10 protein-coding genes are annotated in these 14,504 nt (G+C 73.9%); 4 read left to right on the top strand and 6 right to left on the bottom strand.

The window, feature by feature from the left end:
• Positions 1–266 precede the first annotated feature (266 nt).
• The 3 genes from ACSRUE_RS18900 to ACSRUE_RS18890 all read left to right on the top strand — a co-directional run bounded on the left by ACSRUE_RS18900 (position 267) and on the right by ACSRUE_RS18890 (position 4,143).
• Entirely contained in the window at positions 267–1,148 is an 882-nt protein-coding gene (locus ACSRUE_RS18900) for an MBL fold metallo-hydrolase (RefSeq protein WP_441292199.1), read from the top strand.
• A 107-nt stretch (positions 1,149–1,255) separates the two neighbouring features.
• A complete protein-coding gene (allB, locus tag ACSRUE_RS18895; RefSeq protein ID WP_441292198.1) occupies positions 1,256–2,611 on the top strand; it encodes an allantoinase AllB in 1,356 nt (451 codons plus the stop codon).
• A complete protein-coding gene (locus tag ACSRUE_RS18890; protein ID WP_441292197.1) occupies positions 2,590–4,143 on the top strand; it encodes an allantoicase in 1,554 nt (517 codons plus the stop codon). The genes allB and ACSRUE_RS18890 overlap by 22 nt, the downstream gene beginning before the upstream one ends.
• 73 nt (positions 4,144–4,216) lie before the next feature.
• Here the strand turns inward: ACSRUE_RS18890 and ACSRUE_RS18885 are convergent, their stop codons facing one another.
• The 4 genes from ACSRUE_RS18885 to ACSRUE_RS18870 form a co-directional block, all read right to left on the bottom strand.
• Positions 4,217–4,654, bottom strand: coding sequence for a CHRD domain-containing protein (locus ACSRUE_RS18885; RefSeq protein WP_437765586.1), 438 nt, complete (start codon positions 4,652–4,654; stop codon positions 4,217–4,219).
• Positions 4,655–5,246: 592 nt separating this feature from the next.
• Positions 5,247–6,548, bottom strand: coding sequence for a formylglycine-generating enzyme family protein (locus ACSRUE_RS18880; RefSeq protein WP_441292196.1), 1,302 nt, complete (start codon positions 6,546–6,548; stop codon positions 5,247–5,249).
• Positions 6,549–6,789: 241 nt separating this feature from the next.
• Complete coding sequence (uraH, locus tag ACSRUE_RS18875; RefSeq protein ID WP_012238509.1) at positions 6,790–7,131, bottom strand: hydroxyisourate hydrolase; 342 nt, start codon at positions 7,129–7,131, stop codon at positions 6,790–6,792.
• A gap of 56 nt (positions 7,132–7,187) precedes the next feature.
• On the bottom strand, positions 7,188–8,621 hold the full coding sequence (locus ACSRUE_RS18870) for a DUF6986 family protein (protein WP_441292195.1): 1,434 nt from the start codon (positions 8,619–8,621) through the stop codon (positions 7,188–7,190).
• Between the two features lie 225 nt (positions 8,622–8,846).
• On the opposite strand from ACSRUE_RS18870, the gene ACSRUE_RS18865 reads away from it, so the two are divergent.
• Positions 8,847–11,093, top strand: a complete 2,247-nt coding sequence (locus ACSRUE_RS18865) for an alkaline phosphatase D family protein (protein ID WP_441292194.1) — start codon at positions 8,847–8,849, stop codon at positions 11,091–11,093.
• A 91-nt stretch (positions 11,094–11,184) separates the two neighbouring features.
• On the opposite strand, the gene ACSRUE_RS18860 is transcribed toward ACSRUE_RS18865, so the two are convergent.
• Both ACSRUE_RS18860 and ACSRUE_RS18855 read right to left on the bottom strand, forming a co-directional pair.
• A complete protein-coding gene (locus ACSRUE_RS18860) occupies positions 11,185–12,450 on the bottom strand; it encodes a hypothetical protein (protein WP_441292193.1) in 1,266 nt (421 codons plus the stop codon).
• Positions 12,447–14,447 carry a zinc-ribbon domain-containing protein gene (locus ACSRUE_RS18855; protein WP_441292192.1) on the bottom strand — a complete coding sequence of 667 codons (2,001 nt, stop codon included), beginning with the start codon at positions 14,445–14,447 and terminating at the stop codon, positions 12,447–12,449. The genes ACSRUE_RS18860 and ACSRUE_RS18855 overlap by 4 nt, the downstream gene beginning before the upstream one ends.
• Positions 14,448–14,504 lie beyond the last annotated feature (57 nt).

The raw sequence follows: 14,504 nt of genomic DNA, 5'->3' as shown, positions 1-14,504 counted from the left end.
GGCGGCCTCGCGCCGGGACCAGCGCCGCCGGCCGCCCGACAGGCCCGCGGTGCACCGAGCGCTCCGAGCTGGACGGCAAGGCGCCGGTATCCCGAGACTCCCTGTTTCGTCTCACCCGGTTTCCTGGATATCCACGCTGGCCATCCCACGAACATCACGCAACGAGAACTCGCGCCAAGCCTGGAAGGATAGGTGTTTGCCATGGATGTGGTTACGACGGATCTGCCCCCACGCCCGCCGCCCGCGTGTCATCCTGAGATAACGAGATGGCCCGCCTCGAGGATCGCCTGCCAGAGAACGCCCCCGGCGATTACTTCGTCGACCGGTCGTGCATCGACTGCGACGTATGCCGCCAGCTCGCCCCCTCCGTGTTCGCGCGCGCGCCCGCCGTCGATCAGAGCATCGTCGCTCGCCAGCCCGCGACGCCGGACGAGCACCTCCGCGCGGCCATGGCGCTGGTGTCGTGTCCGACCGCCTCCATCGGCACCACCGCGCCGGCGGCGGGGATGGCCGCCGCCACCTTCGCCTTCCCCGAGCCGATCGACGAGGATGTCTATTATTGCGGCTATACCTCGTCTTCCTCCTATGGCGCGGCGAGCTACCTCATCGTGCGACCCGAGGGCAACGTGCTCGTCGACTCGCCCCGCGCCGCCAGGCCGCTCACGAAGCGCATCCGTGAGCTCGGCGGCGTCCGGACCCTGGTGCTCACCCACCGCGACGACGTCGCCGATCACCGGATCTTCCGCGACAATTTCGGGTGCGATCGCGTGATTCACGAGGACGACATCGACGACGGAACAGCGCTCGCCGAGGTGAAGATCAAGGGGCTCGCCCCGGTGGCCCTCGCGCCCGATCTCACGTTGATCCCCGTCCCGGGCCACACGCGGGGCAGCGTCGCGCTCCTCTTCCGGGACCGGTACCTCTTCACCGGGGACCATCTCTTCTTCTCCGGCGAGCTCGGGCGACTCGACGCGTCGCGCGACGTTTGCTGGTATTCCTGGGCGGAGCAGATCGGCTCGATGGAGCGCCTCCTCCAGCACCGGTTCACGTGGGTCCTGCCCGGCCACCTCCGCCGGTACCGCGCTCCCTCCGAGGACGCCATGCGCGCCGAGCTCGCCGAGCTCATCGATCGCATGAAGAGGGCGTGACGCGCGGACAGGCCCACGCGCCTCGACGTGCGCGCGGGCCCCGCGCGGGCAGGCCGACGAGCGACCCGCCTCGGTCCGCCGGGCGCCGTGGTACGATCGCGTGCCTGATGACGCCGGACCTCATCGTTCGCGGGTTGCGGGTCGTCACCGGGGGCGCCTTGCGGCCGGCCTCGGTGCACATCCAGGGCGGCACCATCGTCTCCGTCGCCGGCTACGACGAGGTGCCGGAGGGCTGCCCCGTCGTGGACGCTCAGGGCGCGGTGGTGATGCCCGGGCTGGTCGATGCGCACGTGCACATCAACGAGCCCGGGCGGACCGAGTGGGAGGGCTTCGAGACGGCGACGCGCGCCGCGGCCGCGGGCGGCGTCACGTCGCTCGTCGACATGCCCCTCAACAGCATCCCGCCGACGACCACGGTCGCGCACCTCGAGAAGAAGGCGCGCGCGGCGGAGGGCCGGTGCCTCGTCGACGTGGGCTTCTGGGGCGGCGCCGTCCCGGGCAACGCGGGAGAGCTGGTCCCGCTGCTCGAGGCCGGCGCGCTCGGCTTCAAGTGCTTCATGGTCGACTCGGGCGTGGCGGAGTTCGGCCACGTCGCCGAGGCCGACCTCAGGGCCGCGCTCGAGGTGCTCGCGGGCACGGGGGCGCCGCTGCTCGTGCACGCCGAGCTCCCCGGCCCCATCGACGCGGCGCGCGCGGCGATCGCCGGCCTGGATCCGCGCACGTACGCGGCCTACCTGCGCTCGCGCCCGCGAGAGGCGGAGGACCAGGCGATCGCCCTGCTCGCGTCGCTCTGCCAGGCGACGGGCGCGGCGGCGCACGTGGTCCACCTCTCGTCGGCCACGGCGCTCGACATCCTGCGGCGGGCGCGCGACGGCGGCGCCGCGCTGTCCGCCGAGACGACGCCGCACTACCTGCACTTCGCCGCCGAGGAGATCCCGGACGGCGCGACCCCCTTCAAGTGCGCGCCGCCGATCCGGGAGCGGCAGAACCGCGAGGAGCTCTGGGCCGCGCTCGCGGGAGGCCTCATCGATTTCGTCGTCTCCGATCACTCCCCGTGCACCCCCGAGCTCAAGCGGGTCGAGGCCGGCGACTTCGACGCCGCCTGGGGCGGGATCTCGAGCCTGCAGCTCGGCCTGTCGATCGTCTGGACCGACGCCCGCCGCCGGGGCATCCCGCTCGAGCGGCTCGCGGACTGGCTGTGCCGCGGGCCCGCGAGGCTCGCCGGATTGCGCCGCAAGGGGGAGATCGCGCGCGGGTTCGACGCCGATCTGGTGCTCTGGCATCCCGACGCGAGCTTCCGGGTCGAACCGCCGCTCCTCCAGCACCGGCACAAGGTGACGCCCTACGCCGGAGAGGAGCTCCACGGCGTCGTCCAGGCCACCTACCTTCGCGGCGAGAAGGTCCATGAGCGCGGGAGCTTCCCCGCGGAGGCGAGAGGGCGATGGCTGAAGCGAGAGGGGTGACGGGGCCGGCGTTCACGGAGGCGCTCGATCTGGCCTCGGAGCGGCTGGGCGGCGCGGTGCTCGCGGCGAACGACGAGTTCTTCGCGCCGAAGGAGAACCTGCTCAAGGCAGGGAGAGCGGTGTTCCTGGAGCACGAGTACACCGATCGCGGGAAGTGGATGGATGGCTGGGAGACGCGCAGGCGCCGGACTCCCGGGTTCGACTGGTGCCTCGTCCGGCTGGGGCTGCCAGGGATCCTCCGCGGGGTCATCGTCGATACGGCGTTCTTCCGGGGCAATTATCCCGAGCACTGCTCCATCGAGGCGTGCGCGGCGCGGCCCGACGCGCGGGTCGAGGACCTGCTCGACCCACGGACGCACTGGGTCGAGATCCTGCCGCGCTCGCCGTTGGCCGGCGACGCGCAGAACGCGTTCGAGCTGAGCAGCTCTTCGCGGTTCACGCACCTCCGCCTCAACATCTACCCGGACGGCGGCGTGGCGCGGCTCCGGGTGCACGGCGACGCCCTCCCCGACGTTCGCCGGCAGGGCCGCCCGGGCGCGGAGATCGACCTCGCGGCCGCGGAAAACGGCGGGCGCGTGCTCTCGTGCAGCGACATGTTCTTCGGGGTGCGCCACAACCTCATCATGCCCGGCCGGGCGGCGAACATGGGAGAGGGCTGGGAGACGCGGCGCCGGAGGGGGCCCGGGTACGACTGGGCGCTCGTGGCGCTCGCGGCGCAGGGCGAGATCGCGCGGATCGAGGTCGACACGAACCACTTCAAGGGCAATTACCCCGACAGCTGCATGCTCGAGGGGATCGACGCGGCGGGGCGCTCCGCGGCGGAGCTCGCCGGCGCGGGCGAGTGGCGGGAGATCGTGCCGCGGACGAAGCTCCAGGCGCACACGCGTCATCTCTTCGAGGACGAGCTCCGCGCGACGGGGCCGTTCACGCACGTGCGCCTGAACATCTATCCTGACGGCGGCGTGAGCCGGCTCCGGATCTTCGGCAAGGCGACCCGGAGCGGGGCGGCCGAGCAGCGGCTCAGCTGGCTCAACGCGCTCACGGAGCCGGAGGCCGAGGCGGAGCTCCGCGTGGCGTGCGGCGCGTCGGCGTGGGCGTCGCAGATGGCGGCGGCGCGGCCGTTCCGCGGCGAGGAGCACCTCTCCGCGGCGGCGGCGCAGGCCTTCGCGCGGCTCGCGCCGGAGGACTGGCTCGAGGCGTTCCGCGCGCACCCCCGCATCGGAGAGGCCAGGCCGCAGGCGGAGGCCGCGGAGGCGAGCGCGGCGGCGACGCGCTTCTCCAGCCAGGAACAGGCGGGGATGAGCGCCGCGGCGGTGGATACGCGGGAGGCGCTCGCGCGCTTGAACCGCGTCTATGACGAGAAGTTCGGGTTCATCTACATCGTCTGCGCCACAGGGAAGAGCGCGGACGAGATGCTGGAGGCGCTGCGCGCGCGGCTCGAGCACACGCCGGAGCAGGAGCTGCCCATCGCCGCGGACGAGCAGCGGAAGATCACGGCGATCCGGCTGACGAAGCTCCTGTGGGGCGGATAGAGCCCCGGGGCGCGGCCCCCGAGGAGGGAGCGCGTCGGGTGTCCGGGCGATCGGGTGTCCGGGCGTGGGGCGCTCAGCGCGAGAGCTGTCCTCGCAGCGCGCCGTCGGGGAAATCGGCGGTGCGCACGGCGACGTAATACCTCTCCGGATCACCGAGCAACGCGCTCAGATCGTCGCGGGCCGCGCTCACGCAGCCGCTGGAGCTGCCGCCGGTCGGCGGCATCAGCGTGATGATCCCGCGGCCCGCGCGGCCGGCGGGGCCCTCGTGGATGCGCGCCGCGGTCGCCGGCGCGATGCCGGCCACCGCGAGGTCGAAGCAGACCTCGCCGCGGTCGAGATCGAGCGTGACGCGCGCGGTGCCGCTCCCCTTCGGGTCGCCGGGGCCGGGCACTTCGTCTTGCCCCGTGAGCGCCGCCGTGAGCGGGTGGACCGGGCGCTCAGGCAACGCCGCGCGCGCCAGCGCCGTCGCGAGGAGGCCGGCGCCCAGCGCGAGCATCGTGAGGTGTTGCATGTCTCCCTCCTGCACATCACGGGATGTGCGATTCGAGGGCGCCACGAAGAGCAAAGACGACGCCGCCGACGCGCCGCGAGCCGCCCCGCACGTCGGTCGATCGCGGGGGCGGCGAGGAGGCCGCGACGGACACGGCGACTCGCCCCGATCGCCGAGGCGCGCTGGAGAGAGAGAGAGGCGGACAGCGGACCCGGATCAGCACACGACGCGGGGATCGGCGTCGCCTGCGCGAGGTGGCGAGGCGGCCCCGGCTCCACGCGGGCGGACAGGCCGCGGGCGCGGCCAGAGCAGCGGTGGAGGCATGCGCATGAGCACGCCCGGTCCGTCGCGGGCGGGGGCTCAGGGTTGACGACGAGTCCGCCTTCTGCCAGGAGACGGACGCGCGCGAGGCGCGCGGAGAGCACGGCGGAGGCACACGATGAGCACAGAGATCTCGAAGACCGACAACGACGACTGGACCATGCCCAAGCTCATCGCGCTCGCATTCACGACGCTCCTCGTGGCCTTCTCGGTCATCTACCTCATCTCTCCCTGAACGGCGCGCGTCCGCCCGTTCCCCGGCGCGCGCCGGCCCCACGAGGGGCTGCGTGCCCTACAGCTTCCTTGCGCAACGCACGCCGAGCGCGTCCGTCCTGTCGGTCGGGTCCCAGCCGGTCCGCAAGCGAGCGGCGAGGTCCTCCGGCTCAGGCTGCCACCAGCTGCCGCCGCGGATCACCCGCGCGGAGCCACGCTCGACGTTCGCGCAATCACGGCACGCCTGGGGGTAGGCCCCCTCGAAGTCCAGGGTCCACTCCCACACGTTCCCCGCGAGGTCGGCCTGCCCCCACCGGCCATCACCCCTCGGCGATCTCGAGCCGACGACGGCGCTGCCCGTCATGTCGAACACGGCGTAGGTCGAGTTCGGAAACGCGTTGCCCCACGGATACGCCCGCTGCTCGCTCCCGCCAGCCGACGCGTAGTTCCACTCCGCCTCTGTCGGGAGCCGCCCGCCGTCCCAGGCGCAGAAGGCGAACGCGACGAACCAGCTCACGCAGCTGATCGGCTTGAGCTCGTTCCCGCCCGCGTCGTCAGTCCACGAGTGCAATCCCGGGTTGCACTTCAAGTCATCCCTCAGCGCCGCCTGGCTCGCGGGCAGACGGGAGTCCCACGCCGCGTCCCAGCCGCTCCGCGGGATCGCCGGGTGAGCTCCAGCGCCGGCCGCGGGTCGGCTCGCGGGGTACGCCTCGAGGAACTTGCGGAACCGTCCGACGGTGACCTCGTAGCGATCCAGGCGCAGGTCGCTCACCTCTGCCGGATACGCCGCGTCGTCGCTCCGGTCGTACCGGCCACCCGGAATGCGCGGGCTCGCGCAGCAGGGCTGGTTCCGCTCCGGCCCGCAGGTCTCGCCCGCCCCGGTCTCGCCTAGGCGGCAGCTCGGCGGCAGGACGCACCGGCCCGCGCCGCACCACCCGGCGCAACCGGCGAGACCCCACCGCCCGTCGCTCCCGCACACCTCGATGCGATCGCCGGCGCAGCGCGCCTCGTCGGGAGAGCACTCGACAGGGGTCCCGCCGCCCCCGCCTGCGTCGCCGCCGGCCTCGCCGCCGCCAGCCGCTGCGCCGCCGGCCTCGCCGCCACCCGTCGCCCCACCACCCGCCGCGCCACCGCCGCTCGCGCCGCCACCCGTCGCCCCACCACCCGCCGCGCCACCGCCGCTCGCGCCGCCGCCGGTCGCGCCGCCGCCAGCCGCACCGGCCCCCGTCGCGCTGCTGCCAGCGCCGCCGCTGCCAGCCCCGCCGCCGCCGACCGCCGTGCCCGACCCACCACCTGCTCCGCCGCCAGCGGCGCCAGCGCCGCCGTCGCCGTCGACGAAGCTCCGCACCTGCTGCTCGCAGCCCGGCCCGAGCGCGGCCATCGCGACGGCCAGCCAGCCAGCACCGCGCCGGCGATCCCGAGCTTCACCCGAACGAATCCGTAGAGCGCCCACCGTTCACCCTCACAGTCGCCCACCGACGGGCACCTGCCATCGTATCATGTGGGACACCTCCTTCACCCCGCCCGACCGTCGACCTCGCGGCGCCTCCGGGCGCACCACGGACGGCAGGCGCACGCGTCGCGCTCGCCGCGCGGGACGGCGCCCTCGCGCGGACACGCGCTCAGCTGCCTCGGTACGTGGTGTAGCCGTGAGGGCTGAGCAGCAGCGGGACGTGATGGTGCTGCGCCGGGTCCCGGATCTCGAAGAGGATCGACACCGTGGGATAGAAGCTCTCGCATCCGAGCGCCGCGTAATAGGCGCCCGTGTGGAAGGTGAGGCGGTAGCGGCCCTGGAGGGGCCGTTCGCCGGGCGGCAGCAGCCCCTTCTGCCGGCCGTCGCCGTCGGTCGTGCCCCGCCCGACCTCCCGGTAGCCGCCGTCGTCGCCGACCTCCAGCACCACCAGCACGCCGCTCGCCGGGCAGCCCCGTGACGTGTCCAGCACGTGCGTCGTGATCGCGCTCATCGGTCCTCCTCGCCGCTCGGGCCCTCCGCGAACCGGGCCATTCCGGTGCTCTCCTATCACGCGCTCCGGCGCGCCACGATGGCCTGAAAAGATCGGCCCCTGAGCTCGTCCGGCGTGAGCCCGGTCCTCTCCGCCGCCTCGCCCTCCGTCATCGCCCCCGCGCCGATCGCACGCAGGAAGAAGCCCAGGAGGCCCTGCCCCGTCGCGGCGTCGTCGAACACCGTCCCGGCGACGGTCGCCTGGGCGGCCCGCTCGACGAAGCTCCGCAGCCGCGCGGCGGCCGCATCGACGCCCTCCAGGAAGAACGCGTACGTGGCGGCGTAGCGGACCGGCAGCTCCCCGGGGTGCAGGTCCCAGCCCTGGTAGTAGCCGCCCTCGAGCGCGCGGCGAACCTGGCCGTACTTCAGCCGCCACGCGCCCACGACGGCGCGACGGTTCTCCTCGCTCTGCTGCGGCGTGAGCGGCGCGCCGCCGGGGCGCGCGCGGTGCGGGCCGACGGGCAGGAGGTTGCTCGCGCCGTCGGAGAGCCAGAGCCCCGAGCCGGCCAGCGCGACCTGCATCACGTGCCGCGCGAAGTCGCACGCCGGGTGGGCGAGGTGCTGATGGGCGGCCGTGATCTCGCAGCTCGCGGTGTAGTCATAGGCCCCGAAGTGCGCCGCCACGCACCGCCCGCGGGCCGCCTCGACCAGCCCGGGCAGCGCGATCTCGCCGCGCGGGCCGATGATCGACGCCGGCGTCTCGACCATCAGCTCGATCCGGATCGAGCCGGCCGGCAGCCGCAGCGCGCCCTCGAGCGCGTCGAGGGCGTCGGCCAGGGCGGCGACCTGCTCGGGCGCGACCACCTTCGGCAGCGTCACCGCGAAGGCGGGCGGGAGCGCGCCGCCCGACGCGGCGATGAGCGCGGAGAAGAAGACGTCGAGCGTCCTCAGGCTCCGCTCCGCGCACCCGTCGCCGAGCGGCTTGATCCTGATCCCGAGGAACGGAGGCAGGCTGCGCGCGGCCATGCCGACGGCGACCTCGCGCGCGGCGGCGGCGGCGTGCGCGTCCTCCTCGTTCCCGGGGCGCACGCCGTACCCGTCCTCGAAATCGATGCGCAGGTCCTCCACGGGCTCGCGGCGGAGCTTGTCGAGCACGCGCGCGTGCACCGCGTGCGCGAGCCGCGCAGCCCCGGAGGCGCCCTCGGCCGCGCCTCCGCCCGCCTCGATCGCGGCCGCGAGCGCGAGGGCGTCGGCGCGCCCCTCCGGGAGCCCCTCGGCCCCCGGCAGGCCGATCGCCCGCGCGAAGGCGGCGAAGTCGGGCGCGTGCTCCTCGACGGCGCGGAGCGCCACCGCCCCGAGCTTCCGGGCCGTGTCGGCCTTGAACAGGTGGGCGCCGCCATAGACGGTGTGGACCGGCTGGCGCGCGCCCGTGTGGTCGAAGACAGAACGCCCGCTGCGGAGGCGCGAGAGCGCGCCGCGCAGCGCTTCGGAGGAGAGGCTCGTCTGGAACATGGTGTGCCTTCAGCGGGTGGGGCGCACACGAGATGCCGCCTGACTCGGCACGTCAAGTGGCGCTCGCGCTCCTCGCGAGGAGGCGCCATGCTGCGACCCGCGCCGCTCGAGCGAGCGCGAGGAGCGCCGCGCGCGGCGGCGGCGCTGCGCGCGCAACGGCGGCGCCGGCGCCGCCGTTGCGCGCGCAGCGCTCGGGGTGTATCCGTCGTTGGAGGACTTGAATCGATGATGAGACGCCGAGACTTTCTTCGCGCCACCCTGGTGACCGCTGGTTCGGTGGTCGTGCCGACTGCCTGCTCCGATGAGGGGGACGCCATCGGCGCATGCGACGTGCACCAGGATGACGCGTTCTTCCCGCAGTCGGTGGCCTCCGGCGATCCGCGGCACGATAGCGTCGTGCTGTGGACCCGGCTCATCGATAGAAAGCAGCCGCAGTCGGATCTCAACCTGGCGCTCGTGGTCGCGCTCGACGAGGGGTTCACGCAGCTCGTGGAGCTCACACCGAGCTCCGACAACGTGGTCACGGCGGGGTCGGGCAGCACGCAGCTCCGCGTGACCGCCCGGGCGGAGTTCGATCACTGCGTCAAGGTCAAGGTGAGCGGCCTGAGCCCCGGCACCACGTACTATTACCGCTTCTACTACAGGCCAGATGATGGCTGCGTCAGCTCGCGCGTCGGGCGGACGCGGACGGCGCCCGCGCTCGACGCGGACGTGCCGGTGCGCTTCGCCTTCGTGTCCGGCCAGGACTACATCGGTCGCTACTACAACGCGTATGTGGCCCTGGCGAAAGAGGAGCTCGACTTCGTCGTCCACCTCGGTGGCTACATCCACGAGACGACCGGGAACCCGAGCCTCCAGGCCCCCCCGGGGGAGCGCGGCATCTCCTTCTCCGACGTGGACGGCGCCATCGCCTTCCAGCCGGCGGAGGGCGCGGCCTACCACGCCGCCAAGTCGCTGAGCAATTACCGGGAGCTCTACAAGGCGTACCGGTCCGACCGGGCGCTGCAGCGGGTACACGAGCTCTTTCCCATGATCGCTGTCTGGGGCGATCACGAGTTCTCCGACGATGGCCACGGCGCGACGGCGACCTACCTGGACGGTCGAGAGCCGGAGACGGACGAGGACCGGCGCAAGGCGGCGAACCAGGCCTGGTTCGAGTACATGCCGGCCGAATACCCGAATGCTCCGAAGGGCGACGAGTTCCGCTACGACAGCGCGGTCGAGTACCCGGGCGACATCACCATCTACCGGGACTTCCCGTTCGGGAAGCACGTCCACCTCGTGATGACGGATCTCCGCTCCTACCGCGCGGATCACCTGATCCCGGAGGACGCCTTCCCGGGGAAGGTCATCGTTCAGCAGCCGGAGTTCCTGGATCTCGGGGCGAGCTCGACCAGCTTGCTGCCCTATGCGAGCCGCTACATCGGGGACATCAACAGCCCCACCTGGGATCGCTACGAGAAGGCGCTGGAGGATGCTGCGGACCTGTTCGGCTTCGACCCGCTCCTCGGGTTCGCTCAGAACGAGTCGCTGCGCCCCATCAGCGCCAGCGTCGTCAACGAGATCGTCGCGAAGCTGAACGCGCAGAGGCCCGAGATGGCCCCGGTGCCCCTCATCAGCGCAACCGAGATGAGCTTCATGGAGGTCGGGTTCGCCTACGCCGATCTCGGAAAGACGGACTATTACAGCGCATTCGGGTCGCGTTACCTCGTCGTCAAGGAGTCCTTCGACCCGATCTCGAGGATCGCTGTCGAGGCCGACGTGGCGCGCGGGGTCGTCATGGGAGACGCGCAGAGAGCGTGGTTCCAGAAGACGATGGAGGACTCCCGGAGCACCTGGAAGGTATGGGGGAACGAACACCCCCTTTCACAGCTCGTCCTCGCCCACACCACGGAGCTCGAGGAGGAGACGCTCACCCGGCACTTCTACCTGAGCTGTGACGGCTGGGACGGCTTCCGCAAGGAACGGGACGAGCTCATCGGGATGCTCGCCGCGGTCGAGGGCAACGTGGTGTCGATCACCGGTGATCTCGGCGCCTTCCTCGCAGGGACGGCGGCTGTGGAGGGCGCCACGGCCGAGATCGTGGAGTTCGGCGGCGCCGCGATCTCGTCGACCACGTACCGCTCGGTGCTGGCGAAGCAGCTGGCGAGCCATCCGACGCTGAAAGACGTCCTGGGGGCGGAGGACATCGACCTCGACGAGAGCATGCAGAAGGCCAATCCGCACCTGGCCTTCAGCAACACCACGAGCAACGGGTTCTGTGTCGTCGAGGCGAATGCCGACGAGTTCGTCGTGAGCATGCACATGATCCCCGAAGACGCGCTCGCCGCCCCCCTGTACGACGAGACCGGCGCGGCGGCGCTCGACGAGCAGATCACGATCGCGCGGTACAAGACGACGGCGGCCGAGTCCGGGCTGTACTGGGAGGACGGGGGCACCTGGAAGCAGTGGAGCCCGGGCACCGCAAGCTAGGACGCAGGATCCATCGACCGAGCTGGGCGGCCAGCGCTGCCGGCCAGCTCGGCCGTCGGCACGCAGCTCTGGGCACGAGCGACGGCCGGCGCTAGCGCGCCAGCATCACCACGGTGCCGTCGCGACAGGCGATCGCCATCCGCTCCTCGCCGGCAGGGAGGACGGCGATCGGCGCGGAGCAGACGCGCTCGGCCGCGATGGAGACATTGCCGTCCGCCTCGACGACGCCGGCGCGTCCGCCCGCGCGCACGAAGCCGACGCGGCCGGTGCGATCGATCACCACCGGCGGGCTCGGCTTCGCGTCCACCGGGCCGAAGAAGCCGGAGAGGCCGCCGTCGGCGGGCGGGGACCCCGGAGGCCTGTCGATCGCGACCCGGAACGCCAGGTCGCCCGACGCGTCGACCCCGAGGAGCAGCCCGGTCGTCGACAGGACCACGGCCACGCCCCCGGCGCCGATGGCGGGCGGCCCGTCGAGCGCGCTGAAGGCCGCGCCGGCGCGGACCCCGGCCGTCCCTGTCGGCAGATCCAGCGCGACCAGGCGGCGGGCGTCGACGACCGCGAGCAGCGTGCGGGCGTCGGCGAGGGCCGCGCCGCGGCGAGGCACGCCCCCGAGAGAGCCGAGCCGCCTCGGCGCGCCGGGCGGACGCCAGGTCAGCACCGCGCCCGACTCGGTGGTCACGAGCGTGCCTTCAGGACCCGCGAGCAAGGCGCCCGTCGCGCGCTCCGCGATCTCGGCGCGGGCGCGCACGGTCCCGTCCGCGGCGAGCTCGACAAGGGAGCGCCCCAGGGCCGCCACGAGCCCGCCGTCGTCGAGCGCGAGGGGCGTCACGTCGGCGTCGCGCCCCCGGAGGCCGAGGGGGACGGCGAAGCGCACGCTCCCCGCAGGCGTGAGCCCGACGGCGACGCCGGACGAGGTGATCAGCGCGAGGGTGCCGTCGCTCGTGAGCACGGCGGGCGCGAGCGGCGCGCTGTCGCCGATGCGCACGCGCCAGCGCTCCCGGCCGTCCGCGCCGAGCTTGACGACCTCCGGGACCGTCAGCGTGAGGAGGAGATCGCCCGCGGCGTCCACGAGCGGCGCGGCGTCGATCCCGCCGCGGAGCTGCTTTCGCCACGCCTCGCGCGCCGGGAAGGGCAGCCGCGCGGCGGAGCGGCCCGTGCGGCGCGCGTCGAGCCGCTCGCTCGGGGCGAAGCCGCGGGGCGCGCCGACCACGATCGTGTGCGGCCGGCTCGTGTCGACCGCGTCGGCGAAGGCGAGCGGCGCCGCGGCGGAGAGCAGGAGCGCGGCCGCGGCGAGGCCCGCCGTCCGGGCGCGACGCGGCCTTCGAGGGCCGGGCGCTGTGGTGCGCGCGGCGCTCATCGGCCGCCCTTCACGGTGAACTCGACCTGCACCTCGGGGATCTCGGCGCCGCCCGGCGCGACGAACGGCGGCGCGACGCTGCCGTAGGCGGTGAGGGTGTCCCCGCGCTGGGCGGGGTTGTCGGCGCCATGGACGAGGCGGACCTTGCACGCCTCCGGAGGGCGCGGCGCGGCGGCCGCGCCGCTCGCCTTCCCGCCCGCGCAGCCGGACGCGGGCGGGATCGAGAGCAGGATCAGCGTCGAGTATCCCTGCCGGCGCACCTCGAGGACCTCGCCGGTCAGCGCGATCGGCTTGCCGATGGGGTCCTTCCCGCCGGCGGCGAGCTCGGCGTACCCGATCGCGCCGCGGGCGGCGAACTCCTTCGCGGCGGTGTCGAGCCGGTCGACGCGGCGCACAGCGAGCTTCGCGATGCGCGGCGCCATCCCCGGCATCTTCGCGCGCACCTCGAACTGGGTCGCGCCCACGGACGAGACGTTCATCACGTGCGCGAAGGTGCCGTCGGGGCGAACCGCGATCGGGTGCGCGCCGGCGAAGATCTGCGCGCCGCGGGCCGTGCGCCCGGCGAGCACGAAGCTCTCCTTGTCGATGACCACGCTCGGGCCGGGCGACTCGATGGTGAGCGGGACGATGCCGACCGCGACGCTCACCATGCCCTGCTCGCGCGGGCCGTCGGGCGGCGTGACGGCGTAAGGCACCTGCCGGCTGAGCGTCCTCGTCTCGTCCGAGGGCCCCGCGACCGCGTCGGTGACGTCGATCGACTCGATGGCCCGGCCGCTCGTGAGCGCGACCTCCTTGCCGTCGAGGAGCACCTGCGTGCCCTTGCTCGCCTCGACCACGACCTGGATCGAGGGCCGCTCCCCTTGCAGCGTGCCGAGGTCGGGCCGGATCCGGTAGGCGACGTGGATGGAGACGCCGACCGTCTCGTCGCGCCCGCTGCCGGGGCGGTCGATGGCGACCTTCATCCGGTTTTCGCCGACGGAGAGCGGGCTCGCGAGCGGGATCTGCGCGACGCGGCCGGCGGTGGTCGCGCGCCCCTCGCCGATGGAGACCGCGGTGCCGTCCGGACAGCTGTCGCACCGGAGCTCGATGACCTCGCGGCCCCCGGCGTCGGCGCGGGCGCGCGCGGTCACCGGGGGCGCGCTCGGCCAGAGGAGCGCGAACAGGACCGCGCCGAGCGCGAGCACGCCGCCCGCGACGACGACGGCGACGGCCCGGCGCGACGTGCGCGGGCGCCTCTCGCCCTTCGGCGGCGGGAGCCGCTGCTTCAGGCGATGAGGGCGCATGAGCGCCGGGTTCTGCAGCGGAGGGGCGCGGAAGCGCGCCGGCGCGATCGTGGCGCCGAGCTCTCCGGCCGGCTGGTAGCGCGCGTCGAGCTCGGGATCGGGCTCGGGGTCGGCCGGGGCGCCGGGCGCGAGCGGCGCGATGCCCGGCCGGGCGACGCCGACCAGCGTCCGCGACACGGCGGGCAGCGGCGCCGGGGCGCGCGGCGCCGCGAGGCCCGGGCCGATCGGCACGGTGTGGTCGAGGCGCAGCTCGCCCGGCGCCGCGTGGAGCGGCGCGGCCGGCGCTGCGTGGAGCGGTGAGGCCGGCGCCGCGTGGAGCGGCGCGGCGTGCGCGTCGAGGCGCGCGCCCGGGGCCACTGCAGCCGGGGTCCCGACGACGAGCGTGCCCCCGGCCAGGCGCGGATCGGCCGGCGCCGGCGCCGGCGCCGCCCCGAAGATCGCGGCGGGCATGCCGACGATCGTGCGCGAGGCGGCGGCCGGCCCGCCGGCCATGGGCGGCAGCGCGGCCTGGCCGGGGCCCGCGCCGCCCGGAGCAGCGGGGGCGGACGGCGTCTGTCGGAGCAGGTCGGGGAGCGTGACGCCGACCATGGTGCGGGCCGCGGGCCTCATGCCGTAGTAGCCGGCCGCTCCGCCCGGCGGCGCGAGCGCGGCGCCGCAGTGCGGGCACGCGATCGAGCCCTCGGGTACGGGTCTCCCGCAGTGCGGGCAGTGCATGGCGCCATGGTAGCGAGGAACCGCGGCGCGGTCAGGCTCCGGGCGCTGCGGCCGGCG

The organism is Sorangium sp. KYC3313, from assembly GCF_052075895.1.
In the GTDB taxonomy this organism is placed as follows: Bacteria; Myxococcota_A; Polyangia; order Polyangiales; family Polyangiaceae; genus Sorangium; species Sorangium cellulosum_B.
The sequence above is the reverse complement of the archived record's forward strand: the minus strand, read 5'-3'. Positions and strand labels throughout refer to the sequence as shown.

Excerpts from the sequence above, each read along its gene's own strand:
- ACSRUE_RS18900 (WP_441292199.1), top strand. The coding sequence starts at position 267 with ATGGCCCGCCTCGAGGATCGCCTGCCAGAGAACGCCCCCGGCGATTAC.
- allB (WP_441292198.1), top strand. The coding sequence starts at position 1,256 with ATGACGCCGGACCTCATCGTTCGCGGGTTGCGGGTCGTCACCGGGGGC.
- ACSRUE_RS18890 (WP_441292197.1), top strand. The coding sequence starts at position 2,590 with ATGGCTGAAGCGAGAGGGGTGACGGGGCCGGCGTTCACGGAGGCGCTC.
- ACSRUE_RS18885 (WP_437765586.1), bottom strand. The coding sequence starts at position 4,654 with ATGCAACACCTCACGATGCTCGCGCTGGGCGCCGGCCTCCTCGCGACG.
- ACSRUE_RS18880 (WP_441292196.1), bottom strand. The coding sequence starts at position 6,548 with ATGGCCGCGCTCGGGCCGGGCTGCGAGCAGCAGGTGCGGAGCTTCGTC.
- uraH (WP_012238509.1), bottom strand. The coding sequence starts at position 7,131 with ATGAGCGCGATCACGACGCACGTGCTGGACACGTCACGGGGCTGCCCG.
- ACSRUE_RS18870 (WP_441292195.1), bottom strand. The coding sequence starts at position 8,621 with ATGTTCCAGACGAGCCTCTCCTCCGAAGCGCTGCGCGGCGCGCTCTCG.
- ACSRUE_RS18865 (WP_441292194.1), top strand. The coding sequence starts at position 8,847 with ATGATGAGACGCCGAGACTTTCTTCGCGCCACCCTGGTGACCGCTGGT.
- ACSRUE_RS18860 (WP_441292193.1), bottom strand. The coding sequence starts at position 12,450 with ATGAGCGCCGCGCGCACCACAGCGCCCGGCCCTCGAAGGCCGCGTCGC.
- ACSRUE_RS18855 (WP_441292192.1), bottom strand. The coding sequence starts at position 14,447 with ATGCACTGCCCGCACTGCGGGAGACCCGTACCCGAGGGCTCGATCGCG.